The sequence below is a fragment of the Methyloglobulus sp. genome, from assembly GCF_964779595.1.
This window is the reverse complement of the sequence record NZ_CBAROL010000026.1, coordinates 1-13,765: the sequence shown is the minus strand read 5'-3', so window position 1 is coordinate 13,765 and position 13,765 is coordinate 1. Positions and strand designations below refer to the sequence as shown.

The 13,765-nt window shown below is 45.8% G+C and carries 14 protein-coding genes and 1 pseudogene; 4 read left to right on the top strand and 11 right to left on the bottom strand.

The genetic code is table 11. From position 1 onward, the window contains the following. Nucleotides 1-17: 17 nt before the first annotated feature. On the bottom strand, nucleotides 18-1,865 hold the full coding sequence (mutL, locus tag AC1YY3_RS09535) for a DNA mismatch repair endonuclease MutL (RefSeq protein WP_481824510.1): 1,848 nt from the start codon (nucleotides 1,863-1,865) through the stop codon (nucleotides 18-20). 117 nt (nucleotides 1,866-1,982) lie between these two features. Continuing rightward, nucleotides 1,983-3,056: a tRNA epoxyqueuosine(34) reductase QueG gene (gene queG / locus AC1YY3_RS09530; protein ID WP_481824509.1), complete on the bottom strand. Its 1,074-nt coding sequence runs from the start codon at nucleotides 3,054-3,056 to the stop codon at nucleotides 1,983-1,985. A gap of 38 nt (nucleotides 3,057-3,094) precedes the next feature. Between queG and AC1YY3_RS09525 the strand changes: the two genes are divergently transcribed. The 4 genes from AC1YY3_RS09525 to AC1YY3_RS09510 all read left to right on the top strand — a co-directional run bounded on the left by AC1YY3_RS09525 (nucleotide 3,095) and on the right by AC1YY3_RS09510 (nucleotide 6,767). Further along, a complete protein-coding gene (locus tag AC1YY3_RS09525; RefSeq protein ID WP_481824508.1) occupies nucleotides 3,095-4,558 on the top strand; it encodes an NAD(P)H-hydrate dehydratase in 1,464 nt (487 codons plus the stop codon). After that, on the top strand, nucleotides 4,558-4,968 hold the full coding sequence (tsaE, locus tag AC1YY3_RS09520; protein ID WP_481824507.1) for a tRNA (adenosine(37)-N6)-threonylcarbamoyltransferase complex ATPase subunit type 1 TsaE: 411 nt from the start codon (nucleotides 4,558-4,560) through the stop codon (nucleotides 4,966-4,968). The genes AC1YY3_RS09525 and tsaE overlap by 1 nt, the downstream gene beginning before the upstream one ends. A 183-nt stretch (nucleotides 4,969-5,151) precedes the next feature. After that, on the top strand, nucleotides 5,152-6,402 hold the full coding sequence (locus AC1YY3_RS09515) for an N-acetylmuramoyl-L-alanine amidase (RefSeq protein ID WP_481824506.1): 1,251 nt from the start codon (nucleotides 5,152-5,154) through the stop codon (nucleotides 6,400-6,402). 65 nt (nucleotides 6,403-6,467) lie between these two features. Continuing rightward, nucleotides 6,468-6,767: a hypothetical protein gene (locus AC1YY3_RS09510; protein ID WP_481824505.1), complete on the top strand. Its 300-nt coding sequence runs from the start codon at nucleotides 6,468-6,470 to the stop codon at nucleotides 6,765-6,767. A gap of 92 nt (nucleotides 6,768-6,859) precedes the next feature. On the opposite strand, the gene AC1YY3_RS09505 is transcribed toward AC1YY3_RS09510, so the two are convergent. The 9 genes and pseudogenes from AC1YY3_RS09505 to AC1YY3_RS09465 form a co-directional block, all read right to left on the bottom strand. Then, nucleotides 6,860-8,395 carry an alpha-isopropylmalate synthase regulatory domain-containing protein gene (locus tag AC1YY3_RS09505; RefSeq protein ID WP_481824504.1) on the bottom strand — a complete coding sequence of 512 codons (1,536 nt, stop codon included), beginning with the start codon at nucleotides 8,393-8,395 and terminating at the stop codon, nucleotides 6,860-6,862. Nucleotides 8,396-8,431: 36 nt separating this feature from the next. Continuing rightward, complete coding sequence (locus tag AC1YY3_RS09500; protein ID WP_481824503.1) at nucleotides 8,432-8,776, bottom strand: DUF5615 family PIN-like protein; 345 nt, start codon at nucleotides 8,774-8,776, stop codon at nucleotides 8,432-8,434. Further along, nucleotides 8,773-8,994 carry a DUF433 domain-containing protein gene (locus AC1YY3_RS09495; RefSeq protein WP_481824502.1) on the bottom strand — a complete coding sequence of 74 codons (222 nt, stop codon included), beginning with the start codon at nucleotides 8,992-8,994 and terminating at the stop codon, nucleotides 8,773-8,775. Before AC1YY3_RS09495 ends, AC1YY3_RS09500 begins: the two co-directional genes overlap by 4 nt. Nucleotides 8,995-9,075: 81 nt before the next feature. After that, on the bottom strand, nucleotides 9,076-9,849 hold the full coding sequence (locus tag AC1YY3_RS09490; protein ID WP_481824501.1) for a toll/interleukin-1 receptor domain-containing protein: 774 nt from the start codon (nucleotides 9,847-9,849) through the stop codon (nucleotides 9,076-9,078). A gap of 140 nt (nucleotides 9,850-9,989) precedes the next feature. Beyond that, nucleotides 9,990-10,601, bottom strand: coding sequence for a 3-isopropylmalate dehydratase small subunit (leuD, locus tag AC1YY3_RS09485; protein WP_481824500.1), 612 nt, complete (start codon nucleotides 10,599-10,601; stop codon nucleotides 9,990-9,992). Nucleotides 10,602-10,610: 9 nt separating this feature from the next. Continuing rightward, nucleotides 10,611-12,011 (bottom strand): 3-isopropylmalate dehydratase large subunit, encoded by a 1,401-nt coding sequence (gene leuC, locus AC1YY3_RS09480; RefSeq protein WP_481824499.1) that lies wholly within the window; start codon nucleotides 12,009-12,011, stop codon nucleotides 10,611-10,613. Between the two features lie 139 nt (nucleotides 12,012-12,150). Further along, on the bottom strand, nucleotides 12,151-12,855 hold the full coding sequence (locus AC1YY3_RS09475; RefSeq protein ID WP_481824498.1) for an arginyltransferase: 705 nt from the start codon (nucleotides 12,853-12,855) through the stop codon (nucleotides 12,151-12,153). Continuing rightward, nucleotides 12,852-13,547 (bottom strand): leucyl/phenylalanyl-tRNA--protein transferase, encoded by a 696-nt coding sequence (aat, locus tag AC1YY3_RS09470; RefSeq protein WP_481824535.1) that lies wholly within the window; start codon nucleotides 13,545-13,547, stop codon nucleotides 12,852-12,854. Before aat ends, AC1YY3_RS09475 begins: the two co-directional genes overlap by 4 nt. A gap of 69 nt (nucleotides 13,548-13,616) precedes the next feature. Beyond that, nucleotides 13,617-13,765 (bottom strand): annotated as a pseudogene (locus tag AC1YY3_RS09465) (thioredoxin-disulfide reductase); the annotation flags it as partial.

The following is a 13,765-nucleotide window of genomic DNA, read 5'->3' as shown; positions in this document are numbered from 1 at the left end:
GTTGCACTTCATACGGGTTACTTCCCACGCAAAAAAAACTTATCCAGGTCATTGGTCGATAATTCCACCCAGGTTGGTCTGCCGTGGTTGCAAACACCACTGTTTTCAGTGCGTTCCATGTCCCTCAGTAAGGCGTTCATTTCGTCAATGGTCAGTCGTCGATGCGCCCGTACCGCGCTGTGGCAAGCGATTGTCCCCAGAATATGCTTGCCGTGATCTTGCATCCGGTAACTTAAGCCGTGTTGGGCAAGATCAGCCAGAACATCACAGATTAAGGTTTCCATATCCGTGTTGTTCATTAGTGCTGGTACAGCTCGTAGCACAATCGTATCAAGTCCAGAACGGTTAATCTCAAAACCTAACTCCGTAAATAAATCAACGGCTTGTTCAGCAAGATCAGCATCTGCCGGGCTGACATTGATTTTGATGGGTAAAAGCAAAGGTTGGCTAGGCACTGTGCCTTGTTGGGATTGCTGCTTTAAGCGTTCGTAAAGCACCCGTTCGTGGGCGGCGTGGGCATCGACCAAGATAATGCCGGTACGGGTTTCCGCTAAGATATAGATATTGTGCAAATGGGCGATGGCAAAACCCAAGGGCGGAAAACCCTGTTGACCGACGGCTTGTTCTGGCTTTGCTGCATCGCCAGAATTTGTTCCAGAATACAGTTTGGCATAAGCTTGAATCGTCTCCTCAACTTGATAAGGCAATGCGGACTGTGCGGGTTGGTAAGTCGAATAAGCTTCGTTGTGATTAGCTCTGCTGCCGATAAACGCATCATTGGCACTGCTTTGGGTAGCTTCTTGCTGTTGATTATTGTTGAATGGAGGGTGATTAGCAGCAATAATGTTGACCGTGTGGTGAGCAGGTCTTACCTGCGCCAATGCCCGATGTAGCGCGGAAAACAAGAAATCATGCACTAACCGCCCTTCCCTAAACCTGACTTCCAGCTTTGCCGGATGGGCGTTGACATCAACCAAACCAGGATCAAGGGTAAGATACAACACAAATACCGGATGCCGCCCATTAAATAAGACATCCTGAAACGCCTGTCTGACGGCATGAACAATCAGCTTATCCCTTACCAAACGGCCATTCACGTAGAAAAACTGCATGTCTTGTTGGCTGCGCGAAAACGTCGGTAAACCTACCCAACCTGTTAGTTGCAATCCTGATGAGGCGACATCGATTTTTATCGAATTATCCAGAAAAGCCGAGCCACAAATACCCGCAATCCGCTGTTGCTGCTCAGTTTCTGTTGCAGCCAGCGGCAGGTAAAAAATTTCTTTTTGGTTGTGGGATAAGGAAAAACCAATGTCAAAACGGCTTAATGCCATCTTTTGAATTAAACTCTCGATATGGGCAAATTCGGTTTTTTCGGTTTTTAGGAATTTTCGGCGAGCGGGCGTGTTATAGAATAAATCCCGTATGTCAATTGTCGTGCCTTGGGGATGCGGATCGGGTTGTGGATCAAAGCCTACTTCTGATCCATCAGCAGAAACCATCCACGCACATTCGGCTTCAGCAACACGGGAAATCAATGTCAACCGTGAAACGGAGCTGATACTAGGTAAGGCCTCGCCGCGAAAGCCCATGCTGGCAACGCGTTCTAAATCTTCAAACGAGGCGATTTTGCTGGTGGCATGGCGGGATAATGCCAAGGACAAATCCTGTTTGACGATGCCACAGCCGTCGTCCCGGATTCGAATACGCTGCGCCCCGCCCTGCTCTATGTCGATACTGATCGTGCTTGCACCTGCATCGAAACAATTTTCAACCAGCTCTTTAACCACCGACGAAGGCCGTTCAACCACTTCACCGGCGGCAATCTGGTTAATAAGTTGGATGGGCAGAATTTGAACGCGCATTGAATAACCTGGAATTAAAACTTCATTCTAACCGACCCAATGGAGAGTGGGTAGTTTGCGGTGAAAGTATTGTTACCCACGTGATGATAAGGCTTGAGAATTTCTTCTATGCTATGCCTAATTTACCTTAAGCTGTTGATCTAGCGCCCATAACACATGCTCTTGCACCAATTCAGATGGATACAATAATTTAGCCTTTAGTGCGTCAATAATAGCTTCGGACTTGGGCGCATTGCCTAATGCTACGGCGATATTTCTGAGCCAGCGTTCATAACCAATACGGCGAATCGCAGAACCTTCGGTTTTGGTCAAAAACTCTTGCTCCGTCCAGGCAAATACCTCCAATAATTCTTGCGTATTTAACCGATGTCTGGGGTTAAAGTCTTTTTCGTCCGTTAATCGGGCAAACCGATTCCACGGACAGATAAGCTGACAATCATCGCAGCCGTAAATACGGTTGCCTATCAGCGATCTTAATTCTTCGGGAATCGAACCGTGCAATTCAATGGTCAAATACGATACACAACGCCGTGCATCCACCTGATAAGGTGCAACAATGGCTTGAGTTGGGCAAATATCCAAACAAGCATGACAATCGCCACAATGTTCCGTGGCAGGTTTATCGACAGGCAAGGGCAAGTCGGTATAAATTTCGCCGAGAAAAAACCACGATCCGGCTTTGCGGTTAATCAGGTTGGAGTGTTTGCCTATCCAGCCCAAGCCTGCTTTTTCTGCTAAGGCTTTTTCCAGCACGGGTGCGCTATCAACAAACGCGCGGTAACCAAAATCGCCAATTTCAACCTGGATAAGGTCGGCTAATTTTTGCAATCGATTTCGTATGAGTTTGTGATAATCACGACCTAGGGCGTAGCGGGAAATAAAGGCCGTCAGCGGATTTTCCAGGGAATTCCACATACTTTTCGCTGATTCAGGCAAATAATCCATCCTTACAGAAATAACACGGCGTGTTCCTGGATGTAATAAGGCGGGTCTGCTACGCTTATGACCGTGCCGCTGCATATAATCCATAGTGCCGTGGTAGCTTTTAGCTAACCAGTTATCCAGATGGATTTCGGCTTTGGATAGCTCAGTGTCTGTAATGCCAACTTGCTGAAAGCCGAGTTCTTGTCCCCAAACTTTGATTTGGGCGGCAAGACTTATCATGTTTTCAGGATTACTTGTAGCCGTCATAGGGTGCTGGATCAATAAAAAGAGATCACTAAAATACCATGCAGAAATTGCCCACAAAGCTATATACCGCCGCTCAAGTCAGAGAATTAGACCGTATCACGATGGCAGAATGCGGCATTCCTGGGATTGAGCTTATGAGCCGAGCCGGAAATGCCGTCTTTAGGCATTTACGAATTAAATGGCCGAATGCTAAATCTATCGCGGTATTTTGCGGTTCTGGCAATAATGCTGGCGATGGCTACATTATAGCCGGACTGGCGCAAGCGGTAGGCTTGAAAGTGACGGTTTATGTGTTTGCTGATCCTGAAAACCTTAAGGATAACGCGTTCATTGCCTACCGTGATTACATTAAATCTAAAGGCACAATCACACCCTTTCAGGCTGACCAGGCTATCAATGCAGAGGTAATTGTTGATGCCCTGTTTGGAACGGGATTAAGTAAGCCGATAACTGGAGTTTTTGCACAAGCCATTCAATTAATTAATAAAAGTCAATCTAATGTTATCGCTGTTGACGTACCGTCGGGCTTAAATTCTGATACCGGAAGTGTCATGGGTTGCGCGGTAAAAGCAGCATGTACAGTGACGTTCATCGGCTTGAAGCAAGGCCTATTTACCGGATTAGCGGCAGATTATTGCGGTGAAATTATTTACGCATCCTTAGCCGTACCCAAGGATGTATTCAAAAATGTAGTCAGTAATATTTATCGGGTAATCAAAAAAACGATTCCCCCTCGCACTCGCTGCGCCCATAAAGGTGATAACGGGCATGTGTTGATTATCGGTGGAGACCGTGGTTATTCAGGTGCAGCTAGAATGGCTGGCGAAGCAGCGTTGCGCGTAGGTGCTGGCTTGGTGAGTGTAGCAACGCATCCCGAACATGCTGCGCTATTGAATCTGGGCAGACCAGAATTAATGTGTCATGGCGTGGAAAATACGGAACAGCTATTGGGATTGCTCGATAAGGTCGATGTGGTTGTCGTAGGACCAGGCTTAGGGCAAAGCAAGTGGGCGGCTGAATTGTTCATTGCAGCAATAAAATCAGCCAATATGTTGGTCATTGATGCTGACGGCCTCAATCTTTTAGCACATGTTTCTGAAAGACACCAATTGTGGGTGTTAACACCGCATCCAGGTGAGGCCGCACGACTATTACACTGCACCAGCAGCGACGTACAGCAAGACCGCTTTGCCGCCGTTGTTGCACTTCAGACTAAATATGGCGGCATTGCTGTCCTAAAAGGCGCAGGAACATTGATAGCAGGTCATGATGAGATAGCGGTGTCCACAACGGGAAATCCAGGTATGGCATCGGGTGGAATGGGGGATGTGCTTGCTGGCATGATCGGTGGTTTGATAGCACAGGGCTTTTCTCCCAAAGATGCGGCGCAACAAGGGGTTTATTTGCATGGCATGGCGGCTGATCTTGCTGCCGAACAAGCAGGAGAACGCGGCTTGTTAGCCAGTGATTTGTTTCCATACATTAGGCAATTGGTCAATTAATGCAGTCTGTTTTGCAAAATACCGAGGCTACTGAGCAATTTGGTGCCGAACTTTTTCAGTCATTACCTTCAAAATGCCTGGTTTTTCTGCATGGTGAGTTAGGCGCAGGCAAAACAACCTTAGTCAGGGGATATTTACGAGCAGCAGGATACACAGGCACTGTTAAAAGCCCTACCTACAATTTAGTCGAAGAATACACAGTAGTAGGAAAGCTAATTTATCATTTTGATTTATATAGACTTAATGACCCTGAAGAGTTGGAATGGATAGGCATTAACGATTATTTCACTCAGGATTGTGCGTGCTTTATCGAATGGCCTGATAGAGGTAAAGGATTTTTGCCGACACCGGATAACGTGATTACATTGACGGTTATTGAGGCTGGTCGATTAGTCGAAATGAATGCGTAGATCAGGCGAAAAAAGCCTTAAGACTTGTGCTAAGTACAAAATCGATGTGATAAATCAAGCCATTGCTTTAAAAGTGTTCAATAGCCACCCCTCATTGTTTAAAAAATATTTTCATCTAGCTATTTAAAAACAATAACATATTGCTATAATCTAATTTAGATTATCACCAATTTGGATTAGCTTATGTGGCGCGGTTGTAAGGAAATAATTCTTGTGTTTCTCGTCCTGGTATTTTCAGCATCGGGATACGCGCAACAAATACGTGTTGGTTCAGTACGTTACCCAACTGATGCTGGTCGAGCAAAGATAATATTTGATGTCACATCTTCCCCTAAACACCGCGTTTTCGTACTGGATAATCCCTCTCGGTTGGTAATTGATGTCAAAAATGCCCAAGCAGGTCGCGGTTTAAATCAGCCTTCAGCAGCACATCCCTTGTTTGCACACGTACGCGCCTCTGCAAAAAATGAGTCTGACTTACGAATAGTAATTGATTTAAAACAAAATGTGACAGCAAAAAGCCATAAATTGGCTAGCAATAACTCAGATAATCAGCATTTAATTATTGATTTGCTCAATAAAAATGCGGTAATTGGTGCTGATAAAAGCAAAAAATCCACAGAAAAACTGGCATCTAACAAATCAAGCAGTCTCGATGAAAAAATCGGTACAACAACAAAAACATCTCATGCCAAAAGCAAACGTACGGCAAATAAAAAGCCGCATTTTGTAATCGCAATTGATGCGGGTCATGGCGGCGACGATCCCGGTGCAAAAGGGGCAAACGGCACTCACGAAAAAATAGTTACCTTAGCAATCGCAAAAAAACTCCAAGCCTTAATTAATGCTCAGGCGGGGATGAAGGCAAAATTGGTACGCAAGGGGGATTATTACGTCGGATTGCGGGAAAGAATGAAAATTGCCCGACAAGCTGGTGCCGATTTATTCATTTCGATCCATGCTGATGCTTGCCAAAATCCTGAGGTAAAAGGAGCTTCTGTCTACACCTTATCCAGAAACGGGGCATCAACCGAAGCGGCTCGCTGGCTGGCGAATACCGAAAACGCTAAGGAGAAAGTGGGCGGTGTTAATCTGGATGATAAAGAAGAGGTACTGGCTTCAGTATTGCTAGATTTATCGCAAACGGCAACGCAACAAGCAAGTGCCAGTCTGGCAAGTAATGTGTTAAAAAATTTCCAAAACATTGGGGACTTGCATTACAACACGGTTCAGAAAGCGGGTTTTGCGGTGTTAAAATCACCAGATATTCCTTCCATTCTTGTTGAAACAGCCTATATTTCAAACCCTTCGGATGAACTTAATTTAACCAGTAATCGTTATCAAACCAAAATGGCAAATGCCATTTTTAAGGGTGTACTTAATTACTTTGACCAGCTAGAACCTTCTGAAGTCAACAGAATGGCAAAGCTTTGATAATGTCATATTAAGTTTTAAAGTTTATTGTTAATCAACTAATCGTAACAAATCGAGCCAAGCTAATGGAATTAGAAACAATTTTTGAACTCATCAACACCAATCCCGCCTGTTATTTTGTTGCAGGCATTGTGTTGGGTTATTTTTTACGTGGTTTTGTTTTGCGAGGTTTAGTGTTGGATTCTTCGAGCAAACGACCAAGCCGCTACCAACCCAAAAAAACCGATACCTCTGTTAAACGAGCAGGCATCGTGGCGGATTCAAACGAACCGCCTTTTGAATGGAGTGACAAGACCGTAAAGGCATTTACATCACAACGAATCGGCAGTATTGCATTAGATCAGCACAGCAATGAGTTTCAGTAAATCGTCAAAAAATAAGGTGTTTCAGGCTTAAACGCAATAACCACAGCTATATAAGATCGTCGAAAAACAGTCAGTTAACCCATCTAATACCGTTAAATTAATTGAACATTCACTTCATGTAGCTGGATATTGATGATCCTAAGTGTCGCCAACACCGCCGCAAACACTTGGTTGGCATGGACACCACGGGTCTTGCGGATGTCACCGTCACAATCCCAGGTTATCACGCATTCCGTCAATGCGCTGGTCAACCCGCCTTTGGGGATACGCACTTCATAATCTGCCAACCTGGGCAGGGCGTAATCGTACAATGCCAACACTTTTTCGATGGCGTGGATAAACGCATCATAGCCACCATTGCCGAAACCCGAAGCCACATGCTCCTTACCGTTAATGCTGACCCGTAAACTCACGGTAGATTCTAAGTTAAATCCGCTGGTAATCGAGCAATTCAACAGCTTGATATGCTGGTAATCTTTGCTTGCCAACACATCAGCGATGATGAAGGGCAGGTCATCTGCCGTGATGGTTTGCTTGGAATCGCCTAGGCGAACAATCCGATCCAGGACTTTTTTCTGGTCTTCCTCGGATAACTCCAGTTCTAGTTGCTCCAGATTTTTCTTCAAGGAAGCCTTGCCGCTCATTTTCCCCAACGCATAGCTGCGAGTGCGGGAAAACCGTTCCGGCCCTAGTTTAGTCTTGTACAAACCGCCTTTTTGATCACCATCAGCATGAATACCTGCCGTCTGGGTGAACACGTCCGCACCGATGATCGGCGCATTGGCGGCAACGCGCTTGCCGGAGAAAGTCTCCACCATATTGCTGATCGCCACGATATGACTTTCATCAATGGCAAGCTGTAGGTGCATCTTGTCGCGCAACACGACGGCAACCTCAGCCAACGACGCATTACCCGCCCGCTCGCCCAGGCAATTGATCGTGCAATGGATGGAATTCACACCCGCACCTACCGCCGCCATCACATTGGCGGTAGCCAATCCATAATCGTTATGGGGATGGAAATCAAATTGTAATTCGGGATAACGGCTGCACATATCGCTCAGGCTGGTGAATACTTCATCAGGCGATAGTACACCCAGCGTATCGGGTAACATGAAATGGCCGATTCCGGCATGACGCAAGTTGTCCACCAATTCATAGACATAAGCGGGTTTATCGTGATAACCGTTAGACCAGTCTTCCAGGTACACATTCACCTTCAACTCTTTGTCCAACGCATAACGGATGGTTTGGAGAATATCGACGGTATGCTGCGCTAAGGTTTTGCCCAGTTGTTCATGGCAATGTTTTTCGCTGCCCTTGGTGAGCAGGTTGATAACCTTACCGCCTGTTTCCTTGATCCAATCCACGCTTTTGGAATGATCGACAAAACCTAGGACTTCAATACGACCATCGAAGCCTTCATGCTTAGCCCAGTCGTTAATGCTTTTCACCGCCTCTTTTTCACCTTGCGAAACACGGGCAGAAGCCACTTCAATACGGTCTACACGCAACGACTGCAATAAGGCTTTGGCTATGCTGACTTTTTCGGCAGGCGTAAACGAAACCCCTTGGGTTTGTTCACCGTCGCGCAGGGTGGTGTCCATGAGTTGGATGGTTTGGGTCATTACAAGCCAGTTGATTTATAAAGAAATTTACGGTAATTAATTTTTAAGATCAGCAATTTCAACGACGGCTTCGCCTTTTGACAACAATTCTTGAGCACGCGGAAATAATTCGGTAAACAACGCTTGCAAACGCTTATTGGTTACATTGCCACACGTTAGCCAAAGTAATTGTGGGGGCGTTCCCATACGCAAAACCAATTCCACGAAATCGCTGTCTTTGCTGATAATAACTGCGCTTATTTGCCGAGCAGCTCGAAAAATCTCCAAATCCTCAGCATCCCGCAATTGTAAATCCCGTAAGGCATAGGCTTCGACACCAAATGTTTCGCTTAACCAACTTGCCAACAGCGGCGGAAGTTGCGCATCGATCCAATAGATCACGCAACTAGCCGTTCAAGGTTGGCACGACGGGCCGCATACAGCAAGCAAGCCCGGATATCTTCTTGTTCAATGTCTGGAAAATCCTGCAAGATTTCCTCAAAGCTGACACCTTCTCCTAACATTTGCAAAATGTCCGCAACCCTTATTCGCATACCGCGAACGCAAGGCTTGCCACCGCATTGCAATGGATTATAGGTAATTCGGTTTTCGATATTCATAATTAATTTCCTCTTTGATCAACATATTCAATCATGAGGCGAGCCTCGACCAGCCCTATTGAACTGCACATACCATAAATTTTATTTGACAAACCCTTGTTCGAGCAAATAATCTCGCCCAGCACCTTCAAGCTTGTAATGACAGCCTTGTGGCATTATATATTTTGTACCCTTGATAAGGCTTTTCTTAATCAGTGCGTTTAAAATGTGTTCACACTTCGGAATTGAAATACCAGATTTCTGGGCGATAGCATTCACTAGGTAACCAATTTCTGTGTATTCTTTCTCGTCTAACCCCCAGAATGCCAACAAGATTGAATCTTCTTCACTTGTTGGGACATTTGCCTTTTCGCCTATGCTAGGGTTTTGGCTAGAGTTCGTTTTGTACAATTTCAAAAAAGCATTCAATTTAGCTTGGGCTTTCCCCCCATTTTTGGGTATGACATTGAGGTCTTTGGCAAGCTGTTGTAACAAGTCGGACGTTCTACTAGAAGCGTCGGGTGATTCGATTTCAATACACGAAAGGGTACCAAGGGGACCTGGCAAATCTTTGCTTTTCATGTTTGAGCCAAGTATAGGGTAAACGCGTCTTTCTAGCCCCCAAGCTGCACCAAGCTCGAACATCACCCAATTAGAATTTAAGCTTTCTTTGGATACCAACGCTATTAATGCCGGTGCTTGATTTATGTCGGCTTTCAACAGTTCGGCGATGCTTTTTCCAAGTTCTAGCTGATGCCCAGGAACAGAAGTGCACCGTATATCGCTATCCTCTAGCGACAACCCAGACAGCAACATCTCGACCAAGGCACTAGCTGCTTCATGATTTTGATGTGAATGACTAATAAATATTTTCACTCTCTGGATTCCAAAATTTAAGTCCATAAGGTGCAATAACTAAAAGGCAGCGCCGTAATGTTAGTTACTTCAACCATGTGTAGGGATACGCTTCGTTATTCCGCCCTACGTACTGGCATGGAATTCTCTCGATTAAATGCCTACGCCCACAACCAAGGAAAAGTCTTCTTGTGCCGTTCTTCATACGCACTAATTTTATCGACATGCTTCAGCGTCAAACCAATATCATCCAAACCGCTTAACAGATTGCCTTTGCGGAACGGGTCAATATCAAAGGAAAAGCCATTACCCGCTGGAGTAATCACTTGCTGATTTTCCAAGTCAACTACAAATTGGACACCTTCATTGGCACTAATTTCCGCCATTAACGCAGTCAACTGCCGGTCATTTACTTTAATAGGAAGAATGCCATTCTTAAAACAATTGTTATAGAAAATATCGGCATAACTGGTTGAGATGATGGTGTTAAAGCCATAGTCGGCAATCGCCCAGGGCGCGTGTTCACGGGAAGAGCCGCAACCGAAGTTATCGCCCACAACCAGGATTTTTGCACCTTTAAAAACGGGTTTGTTCAATTCAAATTCGGGGTTATCGCTCCCGTCATCATTAAAGCGCCAGTCATGAAAAAGATGTGCACCGAAGCCGCTGCGCTCAACGCGCTTTAAAAACTGCTTGGGGATAATTTGGTCGGTATCGACATTGCTGCGGTTCATTAAGGCCGCAATGCTTTCGTGTTTTCTGTATGGTTCCATATTCGTTGCTTATCCGAAGTTTCTGATATCGACAAAATGCCCCGCCGCCGCCGCCGCCGCCGCCATAGCTGGAGACACCAAATGCGTCCTGCCACCTTTGCCTTGACGGCCTTCAAAGTTGCGGTTGGATGTGGACGCACTGCGTTGGCCTTTGGTCAGTTCGTCGCCGTTCATCGCCAGACACATGGAGCAACCTGGATCACGCCATTCCCAACCAGCTTCGATAAAAATCTTGTCCAACCCTTCGTCTTCAGCTTGGTGTTTGACATGATAGGAGCCCGGCACGGCAATCGCCTTGACGCCTTTGGCAACTTTAGTGCCTTTGGTCACTTCTGCGGCAATGCGGAAATCTTCGATTCGGCCATTGGTGCAAGAACCAATAAACACCAAATCGACGGGGATGTCAGTCATTTTGGTGTTGGCGGTCAAGCCCATATAGGCCAAGGCGCTTTCGCACGCTTTGCGTTTGCCTTCGTTGTCGAAACTTTCCGGTGCTGGCACGCAGCCATCTACGCCTATCACTTGCTCAGGCGAGGTTCCCCAGGACACTTGCGGAGCAATATCAGCAGCATCCAAGGTAATAATAGTGTCGAATACCGCGCCTTCATCACTAGGAAGGCTTTGCCAGTAAGCCAGTGCTTGATCCCACTGATTACCTTTGGGCGCAAATTCCTTACCTTTCAAATATTCGTAGGTTTTTTCGTCCGGCGCAACCAGCCCTGCCCTAGCACCGGCTTCAATCGCCATGTTGCACAAGGTCATGCGACCTTCCATCGAAAGCAACTTGATCGCTTCGCCAGCGTATTCGATAACATGACCTGTGCCACCTGCCGTACCTATTTTGCCGATAATTGCCAAGGCAATATCTTTTGCGGAAGAGTATTTGGATAACTTGCCATTCACCTGCACCAGCATGGTTTTGGATTTTTGCTGCGGCAGGGTTTGCGTCGCCATAACATGTTCGACTTCGGACGTGCCGATACCAAACGCGAGCGCACCAAATGCACCGTGCGTAGCCGTATGGCTGTCGCCGCATACCACCACCATGCCTGGATGCACAAAACCATGTTCCGGCACGACCACATGGATTACGCCGTTGTTGGGGTTTTTCATGTCATAGAGATTCAAACCATTTTCCGCGCAATTCTCGGCCATTACCTCGACCTGTTTTCTGGCGATAGGGTCAGGAATCGGCAGATGGCGATCTTTGGTCGGTACGCAATGATCCATCGTCGCCAGAATGCTATGTGGATTGCGGACTTTACGGTTAGCCAGCCGCAATCCTTCAAAGGCTTGCGGCGATGTCACTTCGTGCATCAAGTGACGGTCTACATAAATCAAAGGAGCTTGCCCGTCCACTTCAACGACGAGATGGCTGTCCCAGATTTTTTCGTACATGGTTTTTTTCATTGCTTGTTCCTAAACTGACTGCGGTTTCCACATCGTTGTTTTACTTGATGCAGAAAAGTAGAAATACCGATAGCCGCACATTATCCCTTAAATCAGGCTGTTATTGCAATCTGGCTACGTAACGATAGTGCTGATAGTTTTATTTAACTAAGCTGCATACCCATTGCTTATCCCTAAGTATCTGTAGTGGCTGGTAATCGCTCTTGTAGGACATTTTTTTACACTGTTTTATCCAAAACCCCAGATATATAAACTCCTTATGCAATTTTTTAGCTTGTTCTATCTGCCAAAGCACCGCATAAACGCCCAAGCTATAGCTGGAAAATTTCGGCTCAAAAAAAGTGTAGACGGCTGATAAAGCATTATTCAATTGGTCAACCACGGCTATTGAAGCAAGCTCGCCGTCGATTGAAAACTCAACAAAATGGGTGTCGCACCAGGAACTCTTAAGAAATCGCACGTAGTCTTCCTGACTGGATTCAAACATTGAACCATCACGATGCCTAGCCGCTTGATAACGAAGATACATGTCGAAATGGGCTTGTTCGAACTCAGCCGGTTTAATGATGACTTGGGTATTGCTATTTTTTTGCAAACAACGTTTTTGACTACGACTAGGGATAAATTCTGTCGCTTTTAGCCGCACTGGAATGCAAGCCGAACATTGCGAACAATGCGGCGAGTAAACCTCATCGCCACTGCGACGAAAACCTTGTGCTATCAGCTCCGAATAAATGCCTGTGGTCATTTCAAACAAGGGATGCACAAAGGCAGGTTGCGCCTCCTCATCGTCAATATAACTGCACGGATGCTTTTCGCTGAGAAATAAAGGGATGGAAATCATAGGCTTTGCCAAGCTGATGATTCAGGGAATTCATCACAATATTGATTAAGCAAGTTGGTAAAATCAACCCTGGCAATTTCCTCAGCCCCGAAATTAATGAGATGCCGCGTACTTACCTGGCAATCTACCAGCTTATAACCCCAGTGCTTAAGTTGCTCGACCAAACTGACGAAAGCCACTTTCGACGCATCGGTTTTGCTGAAAAACATCGACTCCCCAAAGAAAACCCGACCCATTGCAATACCATATAAACCACCGACCAACTCTCCGTTTAACCAAGTTTCTGCTGAATGGGCATAGCCTGATTGATGAAGATCGTAGTAAGCCTGATAAATACCTTGGGTAATCCATGTACCTAATTCATCCTTACGAGGCATAGCACACGCGTTGATAACATCAGCAAAAACCCGATCAAATGTTATCGTAAACTTTTGTTTTCGTAAGGTTTTGGCTAAACTGCGAGAAACAACTATCTTATCTGGAAATAACACCAATCTTGGATCAGGTGACCACCATAAAATCGGCTCATCTGGACTGTTCCAGGGAAAAATACCTAAGCGATAAGCATTCAGTAAACGGGCTTTTGAGAGACAACCACCCACTGCAAGTAGCCCATCCGGTTCGGATAACGCACTGCTTATCGGCGGAAAATCTTGTTCGGGATGACTAGGATCAAGCACCGCCAATTTCATTTTCATGGGTACAAAAGACTATAATGCGACAGAGTTGCGCTTAGATTTTGACTGGTTTTATCAAAACCATTAACCCACCAACTCATCCAAATACTTTTCCGCGTCCAATGCCGCCATACAGCCTGCACCTGCTGAGGTGATGGCTTGTCTATAAACCGAATCCATTACATCGCCCGCCGCAAATACACCTTCCACGCTGGTGCTGCTAAAGTTTCCGG

What these genes read in the sequence shown, in the direction of transcription:
- mutL (WP_481824510.1), bottom strand. Translation starts at nt 1,865, where the DNA reads ATGCGCGTTCAAATTCTGCCCATCCAACTTATTAACCAGATTGCCGCC.
- queG (WP_481824509.1), bottom strand. Translation starts at nt 3,056, where the DNA reads ATGACGGCTACAAGTAATCCTGAAAACATGATAAGTCTTGCCGCCCAA.
- AC1YY3_RS09525 (WP_481824508.1), top strand. Translation starts at nt 3,095, where the DNA reads ATGCAGAAATTGCCCACAAAGCTATATACCGCCGCTCAAGTCAGAGAA.
- tsaE (WP_481824507.1), top strand. Translation starts at nt 4,558, where the DNA reads ATGCAGTCTGTTTTGCAAAATACCGAGGCTACTGAGCAATTTGGTGCC.
- AC1YY3_RS09515 (WP_481824506.1), top strand. Translation starts at nt 5,152, where the DNA reads ATGTGGCGCGGTTGTAAGGAAATAATTCTTGTGTTTCTCGTCCTGGTA.
- AC1YY3_RS09510 (WP_481824505.1), top strand. Translation starts at nt 6,468, where the DNA reads ATGGAATTAGAAACAATTTTTGAACTCATCAACACCAATCCCGCCTGT.
- AC1YY3_RS09505 (WP_481824504.1), bottom strand. Translation starts at nt 8,395, where the DNA reads ATGACCCAAACCATCCAACTCATGGACACCACCCTGCGCGACGGTGAA.
- AC1YY3_RS09495 (WP_481824502.1), bottom strand. Translation starts at nt 8,994, where the DNA reads ATGAATATCGAAAACCGAATTACCTATAATCCATTGCAATGCGGTGGC.
- leuD (WP_481824500.1), bottom strand. Translation starts at nt 10,601, where the DNA reads ATGGAACCATACAGAAAACACGAAAGCATTGCGGCCTTAATGAACCGC.
- leuC (WP_481824499.1), bottom strand. Translation starts at nt 12,011, where the DNA reads ATGAAAAAAACCATGTACGAAAAAATCTGGGACAGCCATCTCGTCGTT.
- AC1YY3_RS09475 (WP_481824498.1), bottom strand. Translation starts at nt 12,855, where the DNA reads ATGATTTCCATCCCTTTATTTCTCAGCGAAAAGCATCCGTGCAGTTAT.
- aat (WP_481824535.1), bottom strand. Translation starts at nt 13,547, where the DNA reads ATGAAATTGGCGGTGCTTGATCCTAGTCATCCCGAACAAGATTTTCCG.